Consider the following 18,454-nt stretch of genomic DNA (forward strand, 5'->3'; position numbering starts at 1 on the left):
ATCTACCACTTGTACCAGCTCCAATATAGAATAGTCTTCCACCATCTTTAAGTTTTAACACTATTTGATCTGTCAAGTTTTTTATTTGGGGAATTGCTTTTTCTACAGCATCAGGAACAGTCTTATCTTCTTTATTTATATTTTGTAGCAGTTCCAAAACAGACATATTTTCTAGATGATTGTAGTTTGAATCAGATTCTGTAGTTTTTATGAAATCCATAGTCTCTTTGTTAGTTCTGTTTTGCGTTAGCGATTGAACGGTTTGTCTGAGCTCCTCGCAGAGAGCGGAGTAGTGAAAGCGCGACCCTTGTGGTAACGTCCTAATTATTTTATTCTACAATATAAGTAAATTGATAAGCTTGTGAAACCCTAAAATACCCAAGTGGGAAATTGTCCGGATTTGTAATATTTACGCAATTACCTCTTACGGTTGCAGGTTGCGTCTCAAAAGGTCCACCTCCATCTTCTGCTGTTTGTTGTAAAAGTAGAAACATGAATTGATAGAACTGTTCTGAAACTCCATAATTATTTATAATTACTTGGTCACCTGCTTCTAGATCTTCTTCGGTGTAAAAAGCGAATATTTGGTTTCCGTCCGTAAACTCGTCATCATAGACTTCTAATACTGGATATTCTGGAATATCGCTTATAAACTCATAAAAATAATAATTTTCAATATTTTCTGGATCTGTATAATAGGCTTTAAGTTCTATATCCTCTCCAGAAAATCCACCTTCATTATTTTGTTCTATGTAGTCTATAGGTGTAACTGATTTTAGTATTTCTGTACCAATATAAGTTTCTCCGTTGTAGTTTATGTTTAGTGTGTATTCTTGGTCTAATACAGGAATAAAGTTTGTTGTTTTATATATACCTGTGTTTGCATCTTCAATAAAATTAAAAATATTTCCGTTAGTATCTTCTACAGTTACTATTGCGTTGTTTGCTGGTGGAACTTCTGAATCAAAAAATGGTGCTGATAAGGTTAATTTTATTTCTTGATTACTTCCATCTGTACCCTCAAACCAATTTAAAGATGCTTCAATGACTAGTTTTGGATCTGAAGTTGGTACTTTTAAATCGATGACATCTTCACAATTGAATACTATTAATATCAACAATACGTACAATGATCTATTTATTATGTTATGTCTTATGTCTTTCATTTTATTAAAATTTAAAATTATAAGAAACCGATGGTATTATACCAAAAATAGCTAATCTTGTAGCCTCATTGACTCCTGTGTTTCTGTTTTCTCCGAAGCTAATTGAAGCTGCATTGCGACGATTATAAATATTATATACACTAAATACCCAATAGCTTTGCCAACCATTAGTTTTTTCTGGATTAGGTGTATAATTAGCCGAAAAATCTAAGCGATGGTAACTAGGCAATCTATCTGCATTACGGTTGCTATAGCTTGGTATACTTACACCATTATATACGTATTGACCATTAGGATAGGTTGTTGGCTGTCCAGTTTGGAATAAAAAATTGGCATTAAATTTCCATTTTTTATTTAAGTCATAGCTTCCTGTAAATGATATATCATGGGTTTTATCAAATGCTGTATTATACCAATTACTATTGTTTATGCCTAACTCTGAAGGTGTACGTCCTGGTGTTTTCTGCTCGGATTTAGATAAGGTATATGCTAACCAACCTTTAAAGCGTCCTTCGTTTTTTCTTAACAATACTTCTAAACCGTAAGCTCTGGCTTCTCCATTTAGTATGATTTGCTCTATAGCATTATTCGCAATTAAATCTGCCCCATCTATGTAGTCTATTCTATTTTTAATTTTTTTATAAAAGCTTTCAACTTCTAAAGAATATCTATCGTCATTAATAGTTCTAAAATAACCTATAGCAACCTGGTCTAATAGTTGTGGTTTAACATATTTACCACTAGGTGTCCATATATCTAAAGGTGTTGGAGAGGATGTATTTGATAATAAATGCAAGTATTGTGTCATACGATTATAGCTTGCTTTTACAGATGATTGTTCATTTAACTGATAAGCTAAAGATAATCTAGGTTCTAGATTTGCAAAACTCTTAATGACATCGCTTCTATCAAATGTTTCTACACCAATTGGCGTTGCTTTTTCATATATCTGAAAATCGTCATTAAATACTACAGGTTGGTTATTTTCATATATATTTAATTCGTCTTGACCTAAACGTAAAAAGGAGCTAAGTCTTAATCCATAACTAAGAGATAATTTTTCATTAATATCATGTTCTGCATCAATATAAATAGCATTTTCAAATGCATATTTATCTATCAATTTAAACGAATTTATTCCTGAAGTTGGAGTAGAAGGTTCGATTTCACCTGGATTAAATTTGTAATAAATGCTATTTAGTCCGTATTGAAGTTTGAATCCATCTGACACATAGTGTTTAAAATCGTATTTAAAATTGAAGTTTTGAATGCCTGAATTCCAATCAAACTCTACAAAATTAAGTTTTAAACCATAGTAATAATCTGAGTAGATTAATGACATGTTTGAAAATAATTTATCTGAAAATAAATGGTTCCACCTAAAATTAACTACCGTATTACCATAAGTGTTGTCAAAGCTATCTGCAATTCTAAACACATCACGACCAAAATAACCTGATAGGTAAATACTATTATCATCATTTAAATTATAACTAAGCTTAGTATTTAAATCATAAAAATACGCCACATTATCTATATCAAAAAGTGGTAAAAATAAATGTGCATAACTACTACGTCCACCAAATAAAAAAGATCCTTTATCCTTTTTTAATGGTCCTTCTGCTAACAAACGACTAGAAACAATACCTATACCACCATTCATATGAAACTGTTTACTGTTTCCTTCTTTTTGATAAATGTCTAGTACAGATGACACACGTCCACCATAACGTGCTGGAATTCCGCCTTTATATAATTTTAAATCTTTGATAGCATCTGGATTGAAAACCGAAAAGAAACCAAATAAATGTGACGAATTAAATACAGTAGCTTCATCTAATAAGATTAAATTTTGATCGGCTGCTCCACCACGAACATTAAACCCTGAAGATCCTTCACCTGCATTGGTAACACCTGGTAATAGGGTTATAGCTTTGATAACATCTGCTTCGCCTAAAACTACAGGAATGTTTTTAATGGTTGACGATTTTAAAGCATTAACACTCATTTGAGGTTTTTTAATGTTGAGTTTTTCAATATTTTCTGTGATAATAACTTCATCTAGATTCTCAAATGATTCTTCAAGACTAAAGTTTTTAGTGATATCACTATCTAGTGTAATTGTTTCTGTAATTTCTGAAAACCCTAGGTAAGAAATAATGACTTTGTAAGTTCCTTTTGGTAATGTAATCGAGTAGAAACCATACTCGTTAGTAACTGCTCCTGTCGTTAATTCTGGAATAATTACGTTTACACTAATTAATGATTCGTTACTACTAGCTTCTGTTATTTTACCGCTTAAAGTAAATTTTTCTTGCGCTATGATTGCTGAAGAGTTTAATAAAATTATGAAGAGTATAAAGCTTGAGACGTGTTTCATTTTTTAATTTTGATAAGTAAAAGTATAAAAAAAGCTCCCTATAAGGGAGCTTTTAACATATTCTTAATGAATGCTATTAAATACTTTTAAGTATGTCGTTAAATAACTGTATTGGTCGCATTGCCTTTACTGTTGATGCTTCATTTGGAGCGTAATACCCTTGAATATCTACAGCTTTTCCTTGTATGTCATTTAAAGCATTTATTATGGTTTGCTCCTCTGCTTTAAATGCAAGTGCTACAGGTCCAAATTGGGCTTTTAAGTCTGCATCTTTATCTTGGTTTGCTAACGCTTCTGCCCAATACATTGCTAAATAAAAGTGGCTACCTCTATTATCAATTTCGCCTACTTTTCTAGAAGGTCCTTTTTTGTTTTCCAATAATTTTTCTGTTGCGTCATCTAAAGCATCACCTAAAATTTTAGCTTTAGGATTACTGTTTACTTCACTGAAATGTTCTAACGATACAGCTAAAGCTAAAAATTCTCCTAGACTATCCCAACGTAAGTGGTTTTCTTCAACAAACTGTTGTACATGTTTTGGAGCAGATCCACCAGCACCAGTTTCAAATAAACCACCACCATTCATTAATGGTACAATAGATAACATTTTTGCTGATGTCCCTAGTTCTAAAATTGGGAATAAATCTGTTAAGTAATCACGTAAGACATTTCCAGAAACAGAAATTGTGTCTTGTCCAGCTTTTACTCGTTTTAAAGTAAATTCTGTAGCTTTTATTGGAGATAAAATATGAAGTTCTAGACCTTCAGTATTATGATCTTTTAAATACGTATTTACTTTTTTAATTAATTCAGCATCATGAGCTCTGTTTTCGTCTAACCAGAACACAGCAGGAGTTTGAGATGCTCTAGCACGTGTAACAGCTAATTTTACCCAGTCTTGGATTGGTGCATCTTTAACTTGACACATTCTCCAAATATCACCAGTTTCTACGGTATGCTCGATTAACACGTTTCCGTTAGTATCAATTACTTGTACTTTTCCATCTGTAGCAATTTCAAAAGTCTTATCGTGTGAACCATATTCTTCAGCTTTTTGAGCCATCAGTCCAACGTTAGGAACTGTTCCCATGGTTGTAGGATCAAAAGCGCCATGTTCTTTACAAAAATTGATAGTTGCAGTATAGATTCCTGCATAACTACTATCTGGTATTACCGCTTTTGTGTCCTGAGATTTTCCATCTGCATTCCACATTTGACCTGAGTTTCTAATCATAGCTGGCATTGATGCATCTATAATAACATCACTTGGAACATGTAAATTAGTAATGCCTTTATCACTATCTACCATTGCTAAAGCAGGATTTGCTTTGTAAGCCAAATCAATGTCTGCTAAGATGGAGTTACGTTCTGTTTCTGATAACTCGTTTAAATTACTTAATAAGTTTCCAAAACCATTATTGACGTCCACTCCAATTTTATCAAATGTTTCACTATGTTTTGCAAATACATCTTTAAAAAACACACGTACTGCATGACCAAATATAATAGGGTCTGAGACCTTCATCATGGTCGCTTTCATGTGCAACGAAAATAACACACCTTTGTCTTTAGCATCTTTTACTTGTTCCTCTAAAAAGGTTAATAACGCTTTTTTACTAAGTACAGATGCATCAATAATTTCACCTTTTAAAAGTGCTAAATTGTCTTTTAAAATGGTTGTGTTTCCGTTGTTATCTGTGTGTTGAATTTTAACCGAATTTGCTTCACTTAGCGTCACCGACTTTTCATTGTGAGCAAAATCTCCAGCAGACATTGTTGCTACATGAGATTTTGAGTCTTTTGACCATTTACCCATTGAGTGTGGGTTTTTCTTAGCGTAGTTTTTTACTGCTTTAGGTGCGCGTCTGTCTGAGTTACCTTCACGTAGTACAGGATTTACTGCACTACCTTTTATTTTATCGTAACGCTGTTTAGCGTCTTTTTCTTTATCGTTTGTAACTTCTTCAGGATAATCAGGAATGGCATATCCTTGGTCTTGAAGTTCTTTTATAGCTGCTTTTAATTGCGGTATAGAAGCACTAATATTTGGTAATTTTATAATGTTTGCTTCTGGTGTTTTTGCAAGCTCTCCTAAAAACGCTAAGTCATCAGATACACGTTGGTCCTCAGTTAAATAATCAGGGAAAACTGCTAATATACGTGCAGCTAAAGATATGTCTCTAGTTTCTAATCCTATTCCAGAGGACGCTGTAAACGCTTGTACAATGGGTAAAAATGAGCGTGTTGCTAATGCAGGAGCTTCGTCTGTAATGGTATATATAATTTTTGGTGAATTTGACATAAATGTAAATTGTATGTTAGTTTATTTTAAAGCTTCGCGAAGATACAAAAAATAGGAGGTTTTTTAAAGCGAAAACGATTACTTAACGACTCTATTTATTGGTTAATAATTTGATCTTTAATTTTTTGCGGAATTAGCAAAAAACACTTATAATTTTAAGAAATATGAATATTATAGCAGTCCAACAACTCTTCAATTTGTGTTTTTGAGAATTTAGCTTCTTTAATCTTGTTGTGTTCTGGATGAATCGAGTAGTGGTAAGAGGTTGTAAAATCTACTTTGTCTTAAAAAAGCAATAAAAAACAAAAGCCATAACATAATAGACTTAACTATTTATTGTCATGGCTTTCTTGAATTAACACTGTGCTGTCTTATTTAACTTTCGTTAAATCGATCCAAAACTAACGTTTTACATCTTTTCAGAGCAAGCTCACGTTAAATCAATAGTACATTTGGGTGTGACTTTCAAAATGTATTGACCTGTCACTAAATGTACATAGTAATTGTTTTTCTTGATGTTTACATCTTTTAATTCTCGTTTTCACGGTAATTACTGTCAATAAACATTGCTTCTTTTAAATAAATTTGCTTTCACGCCTTTATTTGACTTAAAACTTTCAATTTTACTAGTTAAATCCTGCAAGCATGATTCACTTCTTAAAATCTCATGATTTTTAAATAAACACGACTACACATGTCATTTTCAAAACCTCAAAAAACAATACAATTAAATTTAAACAACTTTTTACATTGTAACCAATATTGCTATTGTTATTAATTGTTTTACTAAAATATATTTTATTTACAAGTCTGCAAAAAAATTAAGCTATTAGATATCAACTAGTTATAAACCATAGTTATTAACAAAAGTTAATAACCAAAAAAAGCCTAACTTAAGTAAGTTAGGCTTTTTAATATGTGTAATGGTGAAGAATTTATTTTCTTCTAGCTTCTTTAATTCTTGCTTTTTTACCAGTAAGACCTCTAAAGTAAAAGATTCTTGCTCTTCTAACTTTACCTCTTTTATTTACTTCAATTTTTTGTAATGCTGGTAAGTTAATTGGGAAGATACGCTCTACACCAATAGTTCCAGACATTTTTCTAATTGTAAAGGTTTCAGAAGATCCAGTACCTCTTCTTTGTAATACTACGCCTCTAAAAAACTGAGTACGTGTTTTAGCTCCTTCCTTAATTTCGTAATACACAGTAATTGTGTCTCCAGCTGAAAATTCTGGTAAGTCTTTTCTTGTTACAAATTCGTCTTGTACAAATTTTATTAAAGATTCCATCTTTATTTAATTTTAAATGATTGATTCAGAGCAACATTCGCGTATCTCGCCAGAGGTTAATCCGAAATTGGATGCAAATATAAGTAAAAAGTAAAAAGTAAAAAGTAAAAAGTGCGATTTTTTACTTAATCTTCCAATAAATCTGGTCGTCTATCTTTAGTACGTTGGTAAGCTTGCTCTTCTCTCCATTTTTCTATATTGGCTGCATGACCAGTTAATAATACGTCTGGTACTTTGTGTCCTTTATAATCTCTGGGTTTGGTATAAATTGGAGGTGCTAATAAATTATCCTGAAAACTGTCTGTTAGTGCAGAGGTCTCATTACCTAACACACCAGGAATTAATCTAATAACTGCATCACAAAGCACTGCTGCACCAAGTTCTCCGCCAGACAAGACGTAATCTCCTATAGAGATTTCTTTAGTAATAAATAAGTCGCGTACACGTTGATCCACACCTTTATAATGCCCACAAAGGATAATAATATTTTCTTTTAAGGATACTTGATTGGCAATACTTTGGTTTAGCGTCTCTCCATCTGGAGTCATGTAAATCACTTCGTTGTAATGACGTTCTGCTTTTAATTTGGTAATGCATTTGTCAATAGGCTCTATCATCATGACCATACCTGCACCACCACCAAACTGTGTGTCGTCAATAGATTTGTAGTTGTCAGTGGTATAGTCTCTTAAATTATGAAAATGAACCTCTACCAAACCAGCCTCAATAGCGCGTTTTAAAATAGAGGCTTCAAACGGACTTTTAAGTAATTCTGGTAAAACGGTTATAATATCAATGCGCATAGTGTTGCTTTATAATTGGCAAAGATAAATGAAATGTTTGGATGCGTATAGATTGAATTTTGGGATATGTCGTTTAACGAGTTTGTGTATGATTAGTGGCGTGTTTAATCACCTAATTTAGCAAATAAAAACCTAATAGAAAATCCGCGAGGATTTTCGTAAGTAAGCTCGAACTAGCCATTAATTATAGAAGGTGTTAGGAAACGTTTTATATAATTATACTAAATTCATCATACTTTTTCACAAACTCTTTACAAAGTGCTAAAAGTTTTATTTGTTCAGTTCTAGTGTCTCTCTTATGTCTATGTTCTTGATATATTATTTCGTTATTAAGAGATATAATATCGGGTAACCATTCAGAAAACAAAAAGAAATAATCAAAATAATAATTCCATTTATCAGTTCCAAAATATTCGTCTCGATAAGATTCTTTGAAAATTGAAAATTGAAATTCAATATTTTCTTCGATAAAAATAACCTCATTCGGGTCATCATTATTCATTATTAAAAAATCAGAAATCACTTTATTTAATTCTTTTAGAGAGTTTAATGTTGAGTTTTGTTCACTTTTAAGAGCATTTCCAAAAATCTTATCAAAATCTGAAAATATTTCAATTTCCAAACCTTGTGTCTCAAGGAAGTCTGTAAAAGTCATTGAAATGAAATGATTAGAGTCAGAACATCTATAAAACTCGTCAACTAATTCAAATTTTGTAGAAATAGATTTTTTATTTCCCTTTAGTAGCCAATCATTTTTTTCGTCATTTGAAATGAAAATTATATCAGATTTTTTTTCCTCACCTAATTCTAATATACTTTTCCAGATAACGAAGTCTCCAATAGCATTGTTCTCTTTAGATTTATCTTTATTTCCTGGAGGTATATCATTGTTTAGTCTTTCCTCGTATTCTTTTATTAAATCTTCTTCGGATAGTTTTGTTGTAAATATAATATCTTCTGTGAAGGTATTTTTATACATAGAAGTTACAGGGTCTGACCAATTCCAATTTGTAATTCCAGACTTTATACTAGTTAAAGAGTCTTTATATTTTTTTATGTTATCAATAATTAAATCTCTATTTTCTTTAAGTTCTTTGTAAGCGTCAAGTTCTCCTAAAATTGGATATTCAAATGGCTTGATACTCGGAATTGTCGAAAGCATATTATCTATATTAGTATAAAGATTGCTTATTTTTGATGACCTATTCCTAGCAAATTCTCGAAGAACGTGTTCAGGTATGTATAATCTTTTTTCTTCAATTAGTTTTTTATAAACTTTTCTAATTTCTTCAATATTTTCCTTTCCAGTATTAAAAGGGGCAAGAAGTGAATTTGTATCTAGAACGAAAATAGCGTCTTTAAATATTTCATCAATTTTCTTTTCCTTTCTATTTAATATTGATTTCGCATCAGGAAATATTTTTTTATATATAAAGTGATTCTTTTTTTCTTCTGACATATTTTTTTCTAATGTTTCCTAACTTATATGATATGAAAACGTTTTAATGTTTTATATCAGTCGTTAAACGAAGTTAGTTGATTTATTTAACAAAGTCAAGTATCATTATATAAGAGATGAGTTTATTAGTTATTTTAAATGACTATGTTTTATTTTCATTTAAAAACTTATACCTAATATAGCTTAATCTTCCAGTCAAAAACTCAGTTTCTTGTCTTGTTAATGGATCTATCATAATGCTTATATTTCTTTGTTTAGAAAACTTTAGTACTAAGTAAGAAAAGCTACTTCCAGGTCCATCGTTTGAGCTACTGACTTCATCTTTAGTGTAAATTCTTTCTAAATATTCTGTTTTTCGTATTCTAGATAGTGGACACCAATTATAACCTACTTTAATTTGATTTTTAGAGTATGTTATTATTGTATCAGAATGAAATATGATAATTAATAGTATTATAATGACTAAAAAAACACTGATTATAATTATACTTTTTGTTTCTGTTGCGCGATATAGTAAAAAACTAGGCACAAAAAGACAAAAACCAATAAGTAATAGTCTAAACAAAGTAGCTACATTCCAATGTAACCTATAGCCAGGTATTGAAATTTTATAAGCATCACGCATATTGGTGATTTGTATATCAGAGCCTTTTAAGATATTGGGATTTTGCATTACTTAGTAGTATTAAACTAATATATTAGTTTTTCTTATAGTTTTTAATAGAGAAGACTTCTTTTATTGTTAATGCGTTTAAAGGAAACTCTAAAAACACATGTAAAAAACTTAAAAAGAATAATGCGACTAGCCCAGTTTTGTAATCATATATATATAATGCAACAGACAACATCCAAATGGCAAGTATTAATATCCCTTTTTGTTTAGATATGGCTTTTTTCCAACCAATAACCGACGTTTTAGAAAACCAATTGAGATAATGATAGGTGTAAGCAAAGCCAATAAAAATCTGAATTTTTAAACCTACTTCAGAAAGTGCATAAAATTTTCCGTTTTGTATTTGATTTAAAAACTCGGCAATTTTAGAATTCACTCCCATCATATTACTTTCTATGTAGGTGTCTATAGCGCTTTGATTTAAGTTGTAACTAGTGGCATCTATAGGAATTAACCAAATAATAAAAGGAATACAAAGCATAACAAAGCCTAATAAATAGCCATAACTGCTTTTAGCTTTTAAGGCGCCAAAAACAATAAATAAAAATGTAAATAGATACACATGAATCAAGGTTGGTAAGAATAATCCAACTAGAAAAAGTGATTTAGGGATATAAAACGTTAAGGTTATAGCTGTGATTATGGCTAAAAATAACACTAAAAACAGATGCTTAGCTTTACTCACAAATATTAAGCCTACAGCTAAAAAAAAACCAATAAGTAATAACGCATTAGTGTTTCTGTTTACTAGTTTAAGTAAATCATCTAACGCATTTGTTAAACCTAAATCCAGAAACTTGTAAATTGGGTAAATAGCTAATATAAAAGGGAAAAGAATAAAAAAGTAAATCCACTTTTTATTGCTTTTAACAAAGTAATTGCGCTCTTTTAACCAGTTAATTTCGGTTAAGTAGTGTAATGGTCCCAAAATAGCATAAGAAAACAAAAACAATTCAAAAGGTAGTTTGATGGCTACCAATAGTGATATTAATATCAAAGCGATATTTAGAAGGTCTATCTTCTTAGTATTCATCAGGTTATGAAGGTTGATTAATAGCGATTAATTTAATAAATATATAATCCTTTTTTGTTTTTCGCTAATTTGAAACTTTAAAATCAAGTCTTAGAGTGATAATAAAACGCTATTTAATCTTTCAATTCAGATTTTCGCATTGGCATAACATCAATACTACTAAACAGTTTTTGAGTGGAAATAATTTGGTTCTGAGATAATTTAATACCACCATCTAAACCAATTAAAATGACAGTAAAAGCGGATTTTTTGTCGGTAAATTTATTAAAAAGTACAGAAGAGGTTATCCACTTATTATTGTCAATCTTGTATTTATTAGGTAATATGTAATACACTAAAAGCTTACGTTCTGCAAAAGCGTCATCGTTATTGTTTAATAATGTAATTTGTTTTTTGAATTCTTCTAAATTTTCAGTTTTAGAAATAACTAACAACACTCTGTTTTTCCATTGATGGGATTTTAAATCTTGTGCTTTTATACTTGTAGCACTAAAGTAGATAATGATTACCAATAAAAATCTCATAGGTTTTTATTTAAAGATACAAATAAAAAAAGAGCTTGAATTCTACAATTAAAGTCCAATTTTATTTTCAATAGTTTCAACAGTTTGCTTTAAAAATTTTGGAGGATTAAAACGGTATCCAAAATACAGACTTGCATAGCTTTTATCGTTAACCATACTTTGTGTATTCTTTTTATTTATGGCATTAGAATCAAAATTAAAACTAGCTCCAGCACTTATGGTTTCTGAGGTGTAACCAAACTGAAACGTGATATCTAAAGCACGAGTAACAAAGGTATTTTTATTTGTTGTATCGTTAGTTTTCTCGTTAGAAAAACGTAAACCTAAAGCTGGAGAAATAGAGGAGGAGATAAACCAATGGTCCTTAAAAGCCCAAGTGTAATAATAGGCTGGTGCTATGGATATATCAAAACTATTTTCTGCAATTTTTTGGTTGTTAATGGTGTTGCTTAACCTATTAAAACCATAGTTTAAACTTGGTACAAAACTACCTGCAGTTTCTCTTTGCCACTCTGTTAAGTGTAATAGATGTTTTAAAGAAAAGTTATTGTTTAGGATGTAAGACGTGGTTCCTGTCCAGCTAGTCGTTTTCAACTGCGGAAACTGAGCTAACGCATTTAAATTATTGTCTTGATAAAACCCTTGTACCTTTCGGTATTCAACACTTTGTATCCATTGGTCTAAAAATATGTTTAATTGATAGTTTAAAAATTTAGATTTAAAATCAGAGTCTTTACTACTTGGTGAAAACCCAACTTTTAATCCTAAAAATTTGTAATTAGCTGCAACTTCTAGTCTATAAGTGTTATTAGCATTAACTAAAACGGATTGGTCATTGTCTTGTATTGAAAACGATTCGTTTTGAGTATTTATATTTGATTTAACCAACAGTTTTTCTCTAAACGATATTATCGAGTTTTGGCTAAAACCAACGTGTATAACGCCTAAAGTGAGTAGTAACAATAATAATCTCATAATTATAAAACAGAAATAAAGGTATTGATTCCTTTAGTAGCAACCTCTGGAATTACAGTTAGGTTTTTAGTACTAGAAATGGATGGATGTGGATCTATATAATATTTTGGTATATGTTGTGGTACAAGATGCATTAAGCTAGCTGCTGGATACACTTGCAATGACGTGCCAATTATTAGTAATTTGTCTGCTGTTGCACAAATAGTAACTGCTTTTTCAATTAAAGGTACATCTTCTCCAAACCAAACAATGTGTGGCCTTAATTGGTGTCCATTGTGATCTGTATCACCTAAAACTAAATCTTTGGTCCACTCTAAAATAAGGTTTTCATCTTTCGTACTTCTAACTTTAAGCAATTCGCCATGCAGATGTATCACGTTAGTACTTCCTGCACGTTCATGTAGGTCGTCAATATTTTGAGTAATAATAGTTACTTTAAAATAGTTTTCAAGGTTCGCTAGTTCAAGATGTGCTTGGTTAGGTTTTACTTGTAACAATTGTCTTCTACGTTGGTTGTAAAACTCTAAAACCAGTTCTGGGTTTGAAGCAAAACCATTAGGTGATGCTACTTGCATAACATCGTGTCCTTCCCATAAGCCATCTTCGCCTCTAAAGGTTTTAATACCACTTTCGGCACTCATACCAGCTCCAGTCAATACCACTAAATGTTTCATTTTTTTTACTACATTTGAAATATGTTATAAACTTAAGATTAATTCCCTTTAATATCTTAATGCTTAGAAAAAAATAAGTCATTCATTTTTAAATAATTAATCCATGAAAACCCTCAGGTATTTTTTCCTTTTTACCGTTTTAGCAGTATTTACTAATTGTGCAGATGATGATACTCCAGAAGTAGTAACGCAAATTGATTCCAGATTATTTGATATTGCCAGTTTTAATAACTCCGGAATTTTCGGTTCTGCAAATTTTATCAAAAACTCAAATAATACAGTGACCATCCAAGTGAATTTAGTTGGGACTACAGATGGAGAATTGTATCCAGCGCATATCCACTTTAATACTGCTGCAGAATCTGGAGCAATTGCAGTAAGTTTAGAATCAGTAGACGGAACTACAGGACAAAGTGAAACTACGTTTAATACTTTAGATGACGGTACTCCAATATCCTACGAAGCATTATTAGACTATGATGGACATTTTGTAGTCCATCAAAGTGAAACCAATAATGCTATTGTGGCACAGTCTGATATTGGACAAAACGAATTAACTACTAACAGCATGACTTATCCACTTAATGAAGTTGATCTCACAGATGTTTCTGGTAGTATTACGTTTACAGAACGTATTAATGGAGAAGCTTTAGCAGTCATTAGTTTAAGCGGAAGTCCAGCAGGTGGTGTCCATCCAGCACATATTCACGTAGGAAGCGTCGCAACTGCACCAGGAGCTATTTTGTTTACTTTTGCTTCTGTAAATGGGACCACAGGAATAAGCAGAACTAATGTTGATGCACTAGATGATGGAACACCATTTGGATATAGTGATATCCTATCTGTAGATGGCTATGTCAATGTACATTTAAGCGCAACTAACTTAGGTTTTTTAATTGCCCAAGGAAATGTTGGTGTGAATTAAAGCACAAAAAATAACTAACCAAAATATTAAACCTGATGGAAAAACCGTCAGGTTTTTTTATTTTTAAAGCATGATAGATATTAAATTATTACAACATCTTGAAACCTATTTAACTGAACAAAGGTTAGCACGTTTTGAACAAGTCTTAAATCAGCGTACTAAACATTTTACTGTAGCTACTGAAGATGTGTACCAATTGCATAATACTAGTGCAGTTATACGTAGTTGCGATGTATTTGGTATACAAGAAGTTAATATTGTTGAAGAAACTAATACCAAACGTATTGACCGAGAAATAGCAATGGGAGCACAGAAGTGGGTAGATTTAAATCGGTTTCATTCTGTAAACGATTGTATTACTACTTTAAAACAAAAAGACTATCAAATAGTGGCTACTACACCACATGCAAAGGATTGCGAGTTATATGATTTTGATGTCACTAAAAAATCTTGCTTTTTCTTTGGAAGAGAAACCCAAGGATTGTCCGAAGAGGTTTTAAAACAAGCCGATTGTTTTTTAAAAATACCAATGGTTGGTTTTACTGAAAGTTTAAATATATCTGTTAGTGCAGCAATAATATTACAGCATGTGACTACTAAATTGAAAAAAACTGAGATAGATTGGCAATTAACCGAAACTGAAAAACTAGAAAAAAGATTAGATTGGTGTAAAAAAACTATTAAAAGCTATGATGAGATTGTCGAACGCTATTATTTAGACTCTAAATAATTTTTAAAACAAAATTATATTATGAAAAGCAATGTTGTAGGCTGGTTTGAAATTCCAGTTAAAGATTTAACTAGAGCAATTAGTTTTTATGAAACAGTTTTTAAACTAAAAATTAACGTACAAGATTTTGGAGATGTCAGGATGGGATGGTTTCCAAATGAAGATGATAAACCTGGAAGTTCTGGAGCTTTAATACAGTATAAAGATTATGTCCCTAGCAAAACTGATGGTGTCTTGATTTATTTTAATTCGGTAGAAATTAATAACAATCTTGAAATAATTAAAGATAATGGTGGCAAAATACTTCAGGAAAAAACACTAATCTCTCCAGAGATTGGATTTATGGCTTTGTTTATTGATTGTGAAGGTAATAGAGTAGCTCTGTTTCAAAGCCCATAACCTCTAGATACGTTTTTTACGACTACGATTTAAGACTTTGTATTCTTCATAACATTCGCTAATTGCGTCTAATATTTGAAGATCATTAGCAGTGGTCACAAACTCTTCAGAGTAGTTACATTGACTTACAATTTCATCTAAATCTATCTTATTTACACCAAGTAATGCTGTTAGCATTTCTCTGTCAAAACGAGCTGCCAAAGTGTTTCGGATGTTGTCATCTTCTTTCATCTTTTTAAGCTTACGCAACTCTTTTCCTTTTTTACTAAAGGTATTGTATAGGAAGTCTAAAGGATTAAAAATAGAACCCAATACTTTGGTGACTGCACTTGGCTGTCTTTTACCAGCTTCATAACCGTTTGACAATCCAGAGATGCTGTATCTGTAGTTAGTGTTGATGTTAACTTGTTTGACATCTACTTCTAAATATCCTGTTAGTTTTAGTCCTGTTACAACAACTTCCTCTAAAGCTAAAGCTAACTCTGTTAACGTAATGGTCGATTTTTCAATTTTATCAACCCAGTCATTAGTTACTTTTACTTTAATAGATTTAAACCCTAAATAGGAGAGGTGAAGCGTATCATTGGCTTTTGCACGTAATTCAAATTCACCTTTTGCATTTGTTGCAGTACCAATAACTTGGTTTAGGTTAACAATATTTACGTTTTCTAAAGGTTGTTTTGAAGTCGCATCAATAATAATACCTTTTACTGTAGATTCTGCTTTAACAGCAGTAGAATCAGTTACTTTTTTCACTGTTGTTTCAGCTGTTGTTTTTTCTGTTTTGTCTTGAGAAAATGCAAAAGTAGTGATGAAACTAAAAAGGAAAATAAATAGGTAGTGCTTCATTGATGTAAATTCAGATATAAAAATAATAAAGAAAACGCTAAAAATAGCGTCTTCTTTTATTTTTGACTAAATATTAACAGAAAGGTTTAATGTTATTTCATTTCAAAATTAATCCTTTCGTCTGTTTCTTGTAGGTCTAGAGTGTGTTGTTTTAAAAACAGATTTATCTCTATCTGCACGTCTTCCTCTATTTTCTTGACCACCTTCAGAGCTTCTACGTCTATCACTTCTGTTACCAGAATTATCGTCGCTTCGTCTAGAACGTCTGTCTCCTCTTGGCTTGTCATCTCTTCTTCTGCGATCTCCACCACCATCACGACGTCTTCCGCCACCTCTGTTTCTGTCACGTCCACCTCGTCCACCACGACCACCTCTGTCTTCGGTAACTTCTACATTGACAAAACGTCCATTGTCTTTATAATCGGTAAAAAAGGCTAAGACTTTCTCTTGATGTTCTTTTTCAGTATTAAAAAATGAAAATGTGTCTTTTACGTCAACTTTAAAGACATCGTCACGACCTAAATCTAAAACGTCTTTTAAAAAGTCTTTTAGTTTCATCCAATCGTAACCATCTTTTTCACCTACATTAATAAAGTACCGTGTGGCGTTACCAGAACTAGTGCGACCTTTATCACGACCAGAATCTCCTGCAACAACATTAAGGTTTTTAGCTTTTTGATAATAGTTATAAAAGCGTGTAAACTCTACAGAGAAGAATTTTTTAATCAATTCGTCTTTACTTGTGTCTTCAAACAAAGCATTGATATCTTCTAAGTACTTATCGATTTCGTGATTAATTTCGGTATTATGAATTTTATTGGCTAAAGACATTAACTGTACTTCGCAAATTTCCATTCCGTTAGGAATTTCTTTTAATTCAAACTTTTTATTAATTATTCGCTCGATACTTTTAAGCTTACGCACTTCACTTTTAGACACAATAACCATAGATACACCAGTTTTTCCAGCACGTCCTGTACGACCACTTCGGTGTGTGTAGGTTTCTATCTCGTCACTTAATTGGTAATTTATAACGTGTGTAACATCGTCCACATCAATACCACGTGCAGCAACATCCGTTGCGACAAGCATTTGAATTTGACGTGTTCTAAATTGTTTCATCACAATATCACGTTGGTTTTGGCTTAAGTCACCATGTAAGGCTCCTGCACTATAACCATCTTCAATTAATTGTTCTGCAACTTTTTGAGTATCACGTTTGGTACGACAAAAAATTACCGAAAATATATCTGGATTTGCATCTGCTAATCGTTTTAAGGCTTGGTACCTGTCACGCGCATTTACTAAATAGTATTCGTGTGATACGTTAGAGGTACTTTCGTTTTTATGACCAACAGTCACCTCTAAAGGGTCGTTCATAAACTTTTTGGCTATGGTTGCGACCTCTTTTGGCATGGTTGCACTAAATAACCACGTGCTTTTTTCTTCTGGAGTTCCTGATAGGATATCTGTAATATCTTCATAAAAACCCATGTTTAGCATCTCATCTGCTTCATCTAAAACAGCATATTGTATTTTGGTGATGTCTACTAAACGTCTTTTAATCATATCTTTCATACGACCAGGAGTAGCCACAATAATTTGCGCACCACGTTTGACCTCACGTGCCTGGTCTGTAATACTAGACCCACCATAAATAGCAGTCACGTTTAGTCCTTTGTTGTACTTACCGTATTGCTTCATTTCGTTTGCAATTTGCAAACATAATTCTCTAGTTGGCGATAGTATTAACCCTTGTGTGGTACGACTATCGACATCAATTTTTTGTAGCATAGGAAAACCAAATGCTGCTGTTTTACCAGTACCAGTTTGTGCTAAAGCAACTAAATCGCGTTCAGACTCTAATAATAATGGGATTGCTTTTTGTTGGACTTCGCTAGGTGTTTCAAAACCTAAGTCTGTAATGGCTTGTAGCAAATTTGCGTCAAGACCAAGTTCTTGGAATGTGCTCATTCTAAATTATAAGTATTCAATTGCTTTAAGTTGGTGTTACCTATAGAAGCGCATTGAACAACTTTAACCTATACTTCTAGTAACACATCCTCTCTCTGAGGAGTAATTTAACGCCTATGCGTTTTTTCAAGGTGCAAAGGTACACTTTTATTTAAGATATTTGATTACTGTGTTACTAATTGTTTAAACTAATGATTTTTAGCGTCTTAGAAAGAGGTTGTGGTGGAGTGTTAAAAGTAAAATTTTAAGGTTTCTGATGTTAAGAATCAGTTTTGTATTAGATTAGTTGCGGGTTTTAA

At 31.8% G+C, this 18,454-nt stretch carries 17 protein-coding genes (1 of these 17 running past the window's edge); 3 read left to right on the forward strand and 14 right to left on the reverse strand.

All coding sequences use genetic code 11. The features are described 5' to 3' along the window. The 12 genes from murQ to Ollyesu_RS10140 form a co-directional block, all read right to left on the reverse strand. Window positions 1-220, reverse strand: partial view of an N-acetylmuramic acid 6-phosphate etherase gene (gene murQ / locus Ollyesu_RS10085; RefSeq protein WP_279301093.1) — the start only. The gene continues 599 nt to the left of window position 1, outside the view; the window shows 220 of its 819 coding nt (coding positions 1-220); its start codon is at window positions 218-220; its stop codon lies beyond the left edge, outside the window. 109 nt (window positions 221-329) lie between these two features. After that, window positions 330-1,166: a DUF4249 family protein gene (locus Ollyesu_RS10090; protein WP_279301094.1), complete on the reverse strand. Its 837-nt coding sequence runs from the start codon at window positions 1,164-1,166 to the stop codon at window positions 330-332. Between the two features lie 4 nt (window positions 1,167-1,170). Continuing rightward, the gene (locus Ollyesu_RS10095; RefSeq protein WP_279301095.1) at window positions 1,171-3,546 is read right to left on the reverse strand and encodes a TonB-dependent receptor; all 2,376 of its coding nucleotides are present in this window, start codon (window positions 3,544-3,546) and stop codon (window positions 1,171-1,173) included. A 76-nt stretch (window positions 3,547-3,622) separates the two neighbouring features. Beyond that, on the reverse strand, window positions 3,623-5,848 hold the full coding sequence (locus Ollyesu_RS10100) for an NADP-dependent isocitrate dehydrogenase (protein WP_279301096.1): 2,226 nt from the start codon (window positions 5,846-5,848) through the stop codon (window positions 3,623-3,625). Between the two features lie 935 nt (window positions 5,849-6,783). Further along, on the reverse strand, window positions 6,784-7,137 hold the full coding sequence (rplS, locus tag Ollyesu_RS10105; protein ID WP_279301097.1) for a 50S ribosomal protein L19: 354 nt from the start codon (window positions 7,135-7,137) through the stop codon (window positions 6,784-6,786). 125 nt (window positions 7,138-7,262) lie between these two features. Then, entirely contained in the window at window positions 7,263-7,940 is a 678-nt protein-coding gene (trmD, locus tag Ollyesu_RS10110) for a tRNA (guanosine(37)-N1)-methyltransferase TrmD (protein ID WP_279301098.1), read from the reverse strand. A 208-nt stretch (window positions 7,941-8,148) separates the two neighbouring features. Next, window positions 8,149-9,399 carry a PIN domain-containing protein gene (locus tag Ollyesu_RS10115; RefSeq protein WP_279301099.1) on the reverse strand — a complete coding sequence of 417 codons (1,251 nt, stop codon included), beginning with the start codon at window positions 9,397-9,399 and terminating at the stop codon, window positions 8,149-8,151. 142 nt (window positions 9,400-9,541) lie between these two features. Next, window positions 9,542-10,072 carry a hypothetical protein gene (locus Ollyesu_RS10120; protein ID WP_279301100.1) on the reverse strand — a complete coding sequence of 177 codons (531 nt, stop codon included), beginning with the start codon at window positions 10,070-10,072 and terminating at the stop codon, window positions 9,542-9,544. A 25-nt stretch (window positions 10,073-10,097) separates the two neighbouring features. Further along, window positions 10,098-11,105, reverse strand: coding sequence for a hypothetical protein (locus Ollyesu_RS10125; protein ID WP_279301101.1), 1,008 nt, complete (start codon window positions 11,103-11,105; stop codon window positions 10,098-10,100). Between the two features lie 113 nt (window positions 11,106-11,218). Continuing rightward, on the reverse strand, window positions 11,219-11,629 hold the full coding sequence (locus tag Ollyesu_RS10130; protein ID WP_279301102.1) for a DUF4174 domain-containing protein: 411 nt from the start codon (window positions 11,627-11,629) through the stop codon (window positions 11,219-11,221). 48 nt (window positions 11,630-11,677) lie between these two features. Further along, on the reverse strand, window positions 11,678-12,604 hold the full coding sequence (locus Ollyesu_RS10135) for a DUF4421 family protein (protein WP_279301103.1): 927 nt from the start codon (window positions 12,602-12,604) through the stop codon (window positions 11,678-11,680). Window positions 12,605-12,606: 2 nt separating this feature from the next. After that, window positions 12,607-13,278 (reverse strand): NAD-dependent deacylase, encoded by a 672-nt coding sequence (locus Ollyesu_RS10140; protein ID WP_279301104.1) that lies wholly within the window; start codon window positions 13,276-13,278, stop codon window positions 12,607-12,609. Window positions 13,279-13,381: 103 nt separating this feature from the next. On the opposite strand from Ollyesu_RS10140, the gene Ollyesu_RS10145 reads away from it, so the two are divergent. The 3 genes from Ollyesu_RS10145 to Ollyesu_RS10155 all read left to right on the forward strand — a co-directional run bounded on the left by Ollyesu_RS10145 (window position 13,382) and on the right by Ollyesu_RS10155 (window position 15,332). After that, window positions 13,382-14,203: a hypothetical protein gene (locus Ollyesu_RS10145; protein ID WP_279301105.1), complete on the forward strand. Its 822-nt coding sequence runs from the start codon at window positions 13,382-13,384 to the stop codon at window positions 14,201-14,203. 70 nt (window positions 14,204-14,273) lie between these two features. Continuing rightward, on the forward strand, window positions 14,274-14,933 hold the full coding sequence (locus tag Ollyesu_RS10150) for an RNA methyltransferase (RefSeq protein WP_279301106.1): 660 nt from the start codon (window positions 14,274-14,276) through the stop codon (window positions 14,931-14,933). Window positions 14,934-14,954: 21 nt separating this feature from the next. Continuing rightward, window positions 14,955-15,332: a VOC family protein gene (locus Ollyesu_RS10155; protein WP_279301107.1), complete on the forward strand. Its 378-nt coding sequence runs from the start codon at window positions 14,955-14,957 to the stop codon at window positions 15,330-15,332. Between the two features lie 3 nt (window positions 15,333-15,335). Here the strand turns inward: Ollyesu_RS10155 and Ollyesu_RS10160 are convergent, their stop codons facing one another. Together Ollyesu_RS10160 and Ollyesu_RS10165 are read right to left on the reverse strand one after the other, a co-directional pair. Beyond that, on the reverse strand, window positions 15,336-16,181 hold the full coding sequence (locus tag Ollyesu_RS10160; protein WP_279301108.1) for a carboxypeptidase-like regulatory domain-containing protein: 846 nt from the start codon (window positions 16,179-16,181) through the stop codon (window positions 15,336-15,338). A gap of 108 nt (window positions 16,182-16,289) precedes the next feature. Further along, the gene (locus tag Ollyesu_RS10165; protein WP_279301109.1) at window positions 16,290-18,155 is read right to left on the reverse strand and encodes a DEAD/DEAH box helicase; all 1,866 of its coding nucleotides are present in this window, start codon (window positions 18,153-18,155) and stop codon (window positions 16,290-16,292) included. Window positions 18,156-18,454 lie beyond the last annotated feature (299 nt).

The sequence above is a fragment of the Olleya sp. YS genome (assembly GCF_029760915.1).
GTDB lineage: Bacteria > Bacteroidota > Bacteroidia > Flavobacteriales > Flavobacteriaceae > Olleya.

Bases quoted from the DNA above. Each gene is read 5' to 3' on its own strand.
- Ollyesu_RS10090 (WP_279301094.1), bottom strand. From the start codon at position 1,166: ATGAAAGACATAAGACATAACATAATAAATAGATCATTGTACGTATTG.
- Ollyesu_RS10095 (WP_279301095.1), bottom strand. From the start codon at position 3,546: ATGAAACACGTCTCAAGCTTTATACTCTTCATAATTTTATTAAACTCT.
- Ollyesu_RS10100 (WP_279301096.1), bottom strand. From the start codon at position 5,848: ATGTCAAATTCACCAAAAATTATATATACCATTACAGACGAAGCTCCT.
- rplS (WP_279301097.1), bottom strand. From the start codon at position 7,137: ATGGAATCTTTAATAAAATTTGTACAAGACGAATTTGTAACAAGAAAA.
- trmD (WP_279301098.1), bottom strand. From the start codon at position 7,940: ATGCGCATTGATATTATAACCGTTTTACCAGAATTACTTAAAAGTCCG.
- Ollyesu_RS10115 (WP_279301099.1), bottom strand. From the start codon at position 9,399: ATGTCAGAAGAAAAAAAGAATCACTTTATATATAAAAAAATATTTCCT.
- Ollyesu_RS10120 (WP_279301100.1), bottom strand. From the start codon at position 10,072: ATGCAAAATCCCAATATCTTAAAAGGCTCTGATATACAAATCACCAAT.
- Ollyesu_RS10125 (WP_279301101.1), bottom strand. From the start codon at position 11,105: ATGAATACTAAGAAGATAGACCTTCTAAATATCGCTTTGATATTAATA.
- Ollyesu_RS10130 (WP_279301102.1), bottom strand. From the start codon at position 11,629: ATGAGATTTTTATTGGTAATCATTATCTACTTTAGTGCTACAAGTATA.
- Ollyesu_RS10135 (WP_279301103.1), bottom strand. From the start codon at position 12,604: ATGAGATTATTATTGTTACTACTCACTTTAGGCGTTATACACGTTGGT.
- Ollyesu_RS10140 (WP_279301104.1), bottom strand. From the start codon at position 13,278: ATGAAACATTTAGTGGTATTGACTGGAGCTGGTATGAGTGCCGAAAGT.
- Ollyesu_RS10145 (WP_279301105.1), top strand. From the start codon at position 13,382: ATGAAAACCCTCAGGTATTTTTTCCTTTTTACCGTTTTAGCAGTATTT.
- Ollyesu_RS10150 (WP_279301106.1), top strand. From the start codon at position 14,274: ATGATAGATATTAAATTATTACAACATCTTGAAACCTATTTAACTGAA.
- Ollyesu_RS10155 (WP_279301107.1), top strand. From the start codon at position 14,955: ATGAAAAGCAATGTTGTAGGCTGGTTTGAAATTCCAGTTAAAGATTTA.
- Ollyesu_RS10160 (WP_279301108.1), bottom strand. From the start codon at position 16,181: ATGAAGCACTACCTATTTATTTTCCTTTTTAGTTTCATCACTACTTTT.
- Ollyesu_RS10165 (WP_279301109.1), bottom strand. From the start codon at position 18,155: ATGAGCACATTCCAAGAACTTGGTCTTGACGCAAATTTGCTACAAGCC.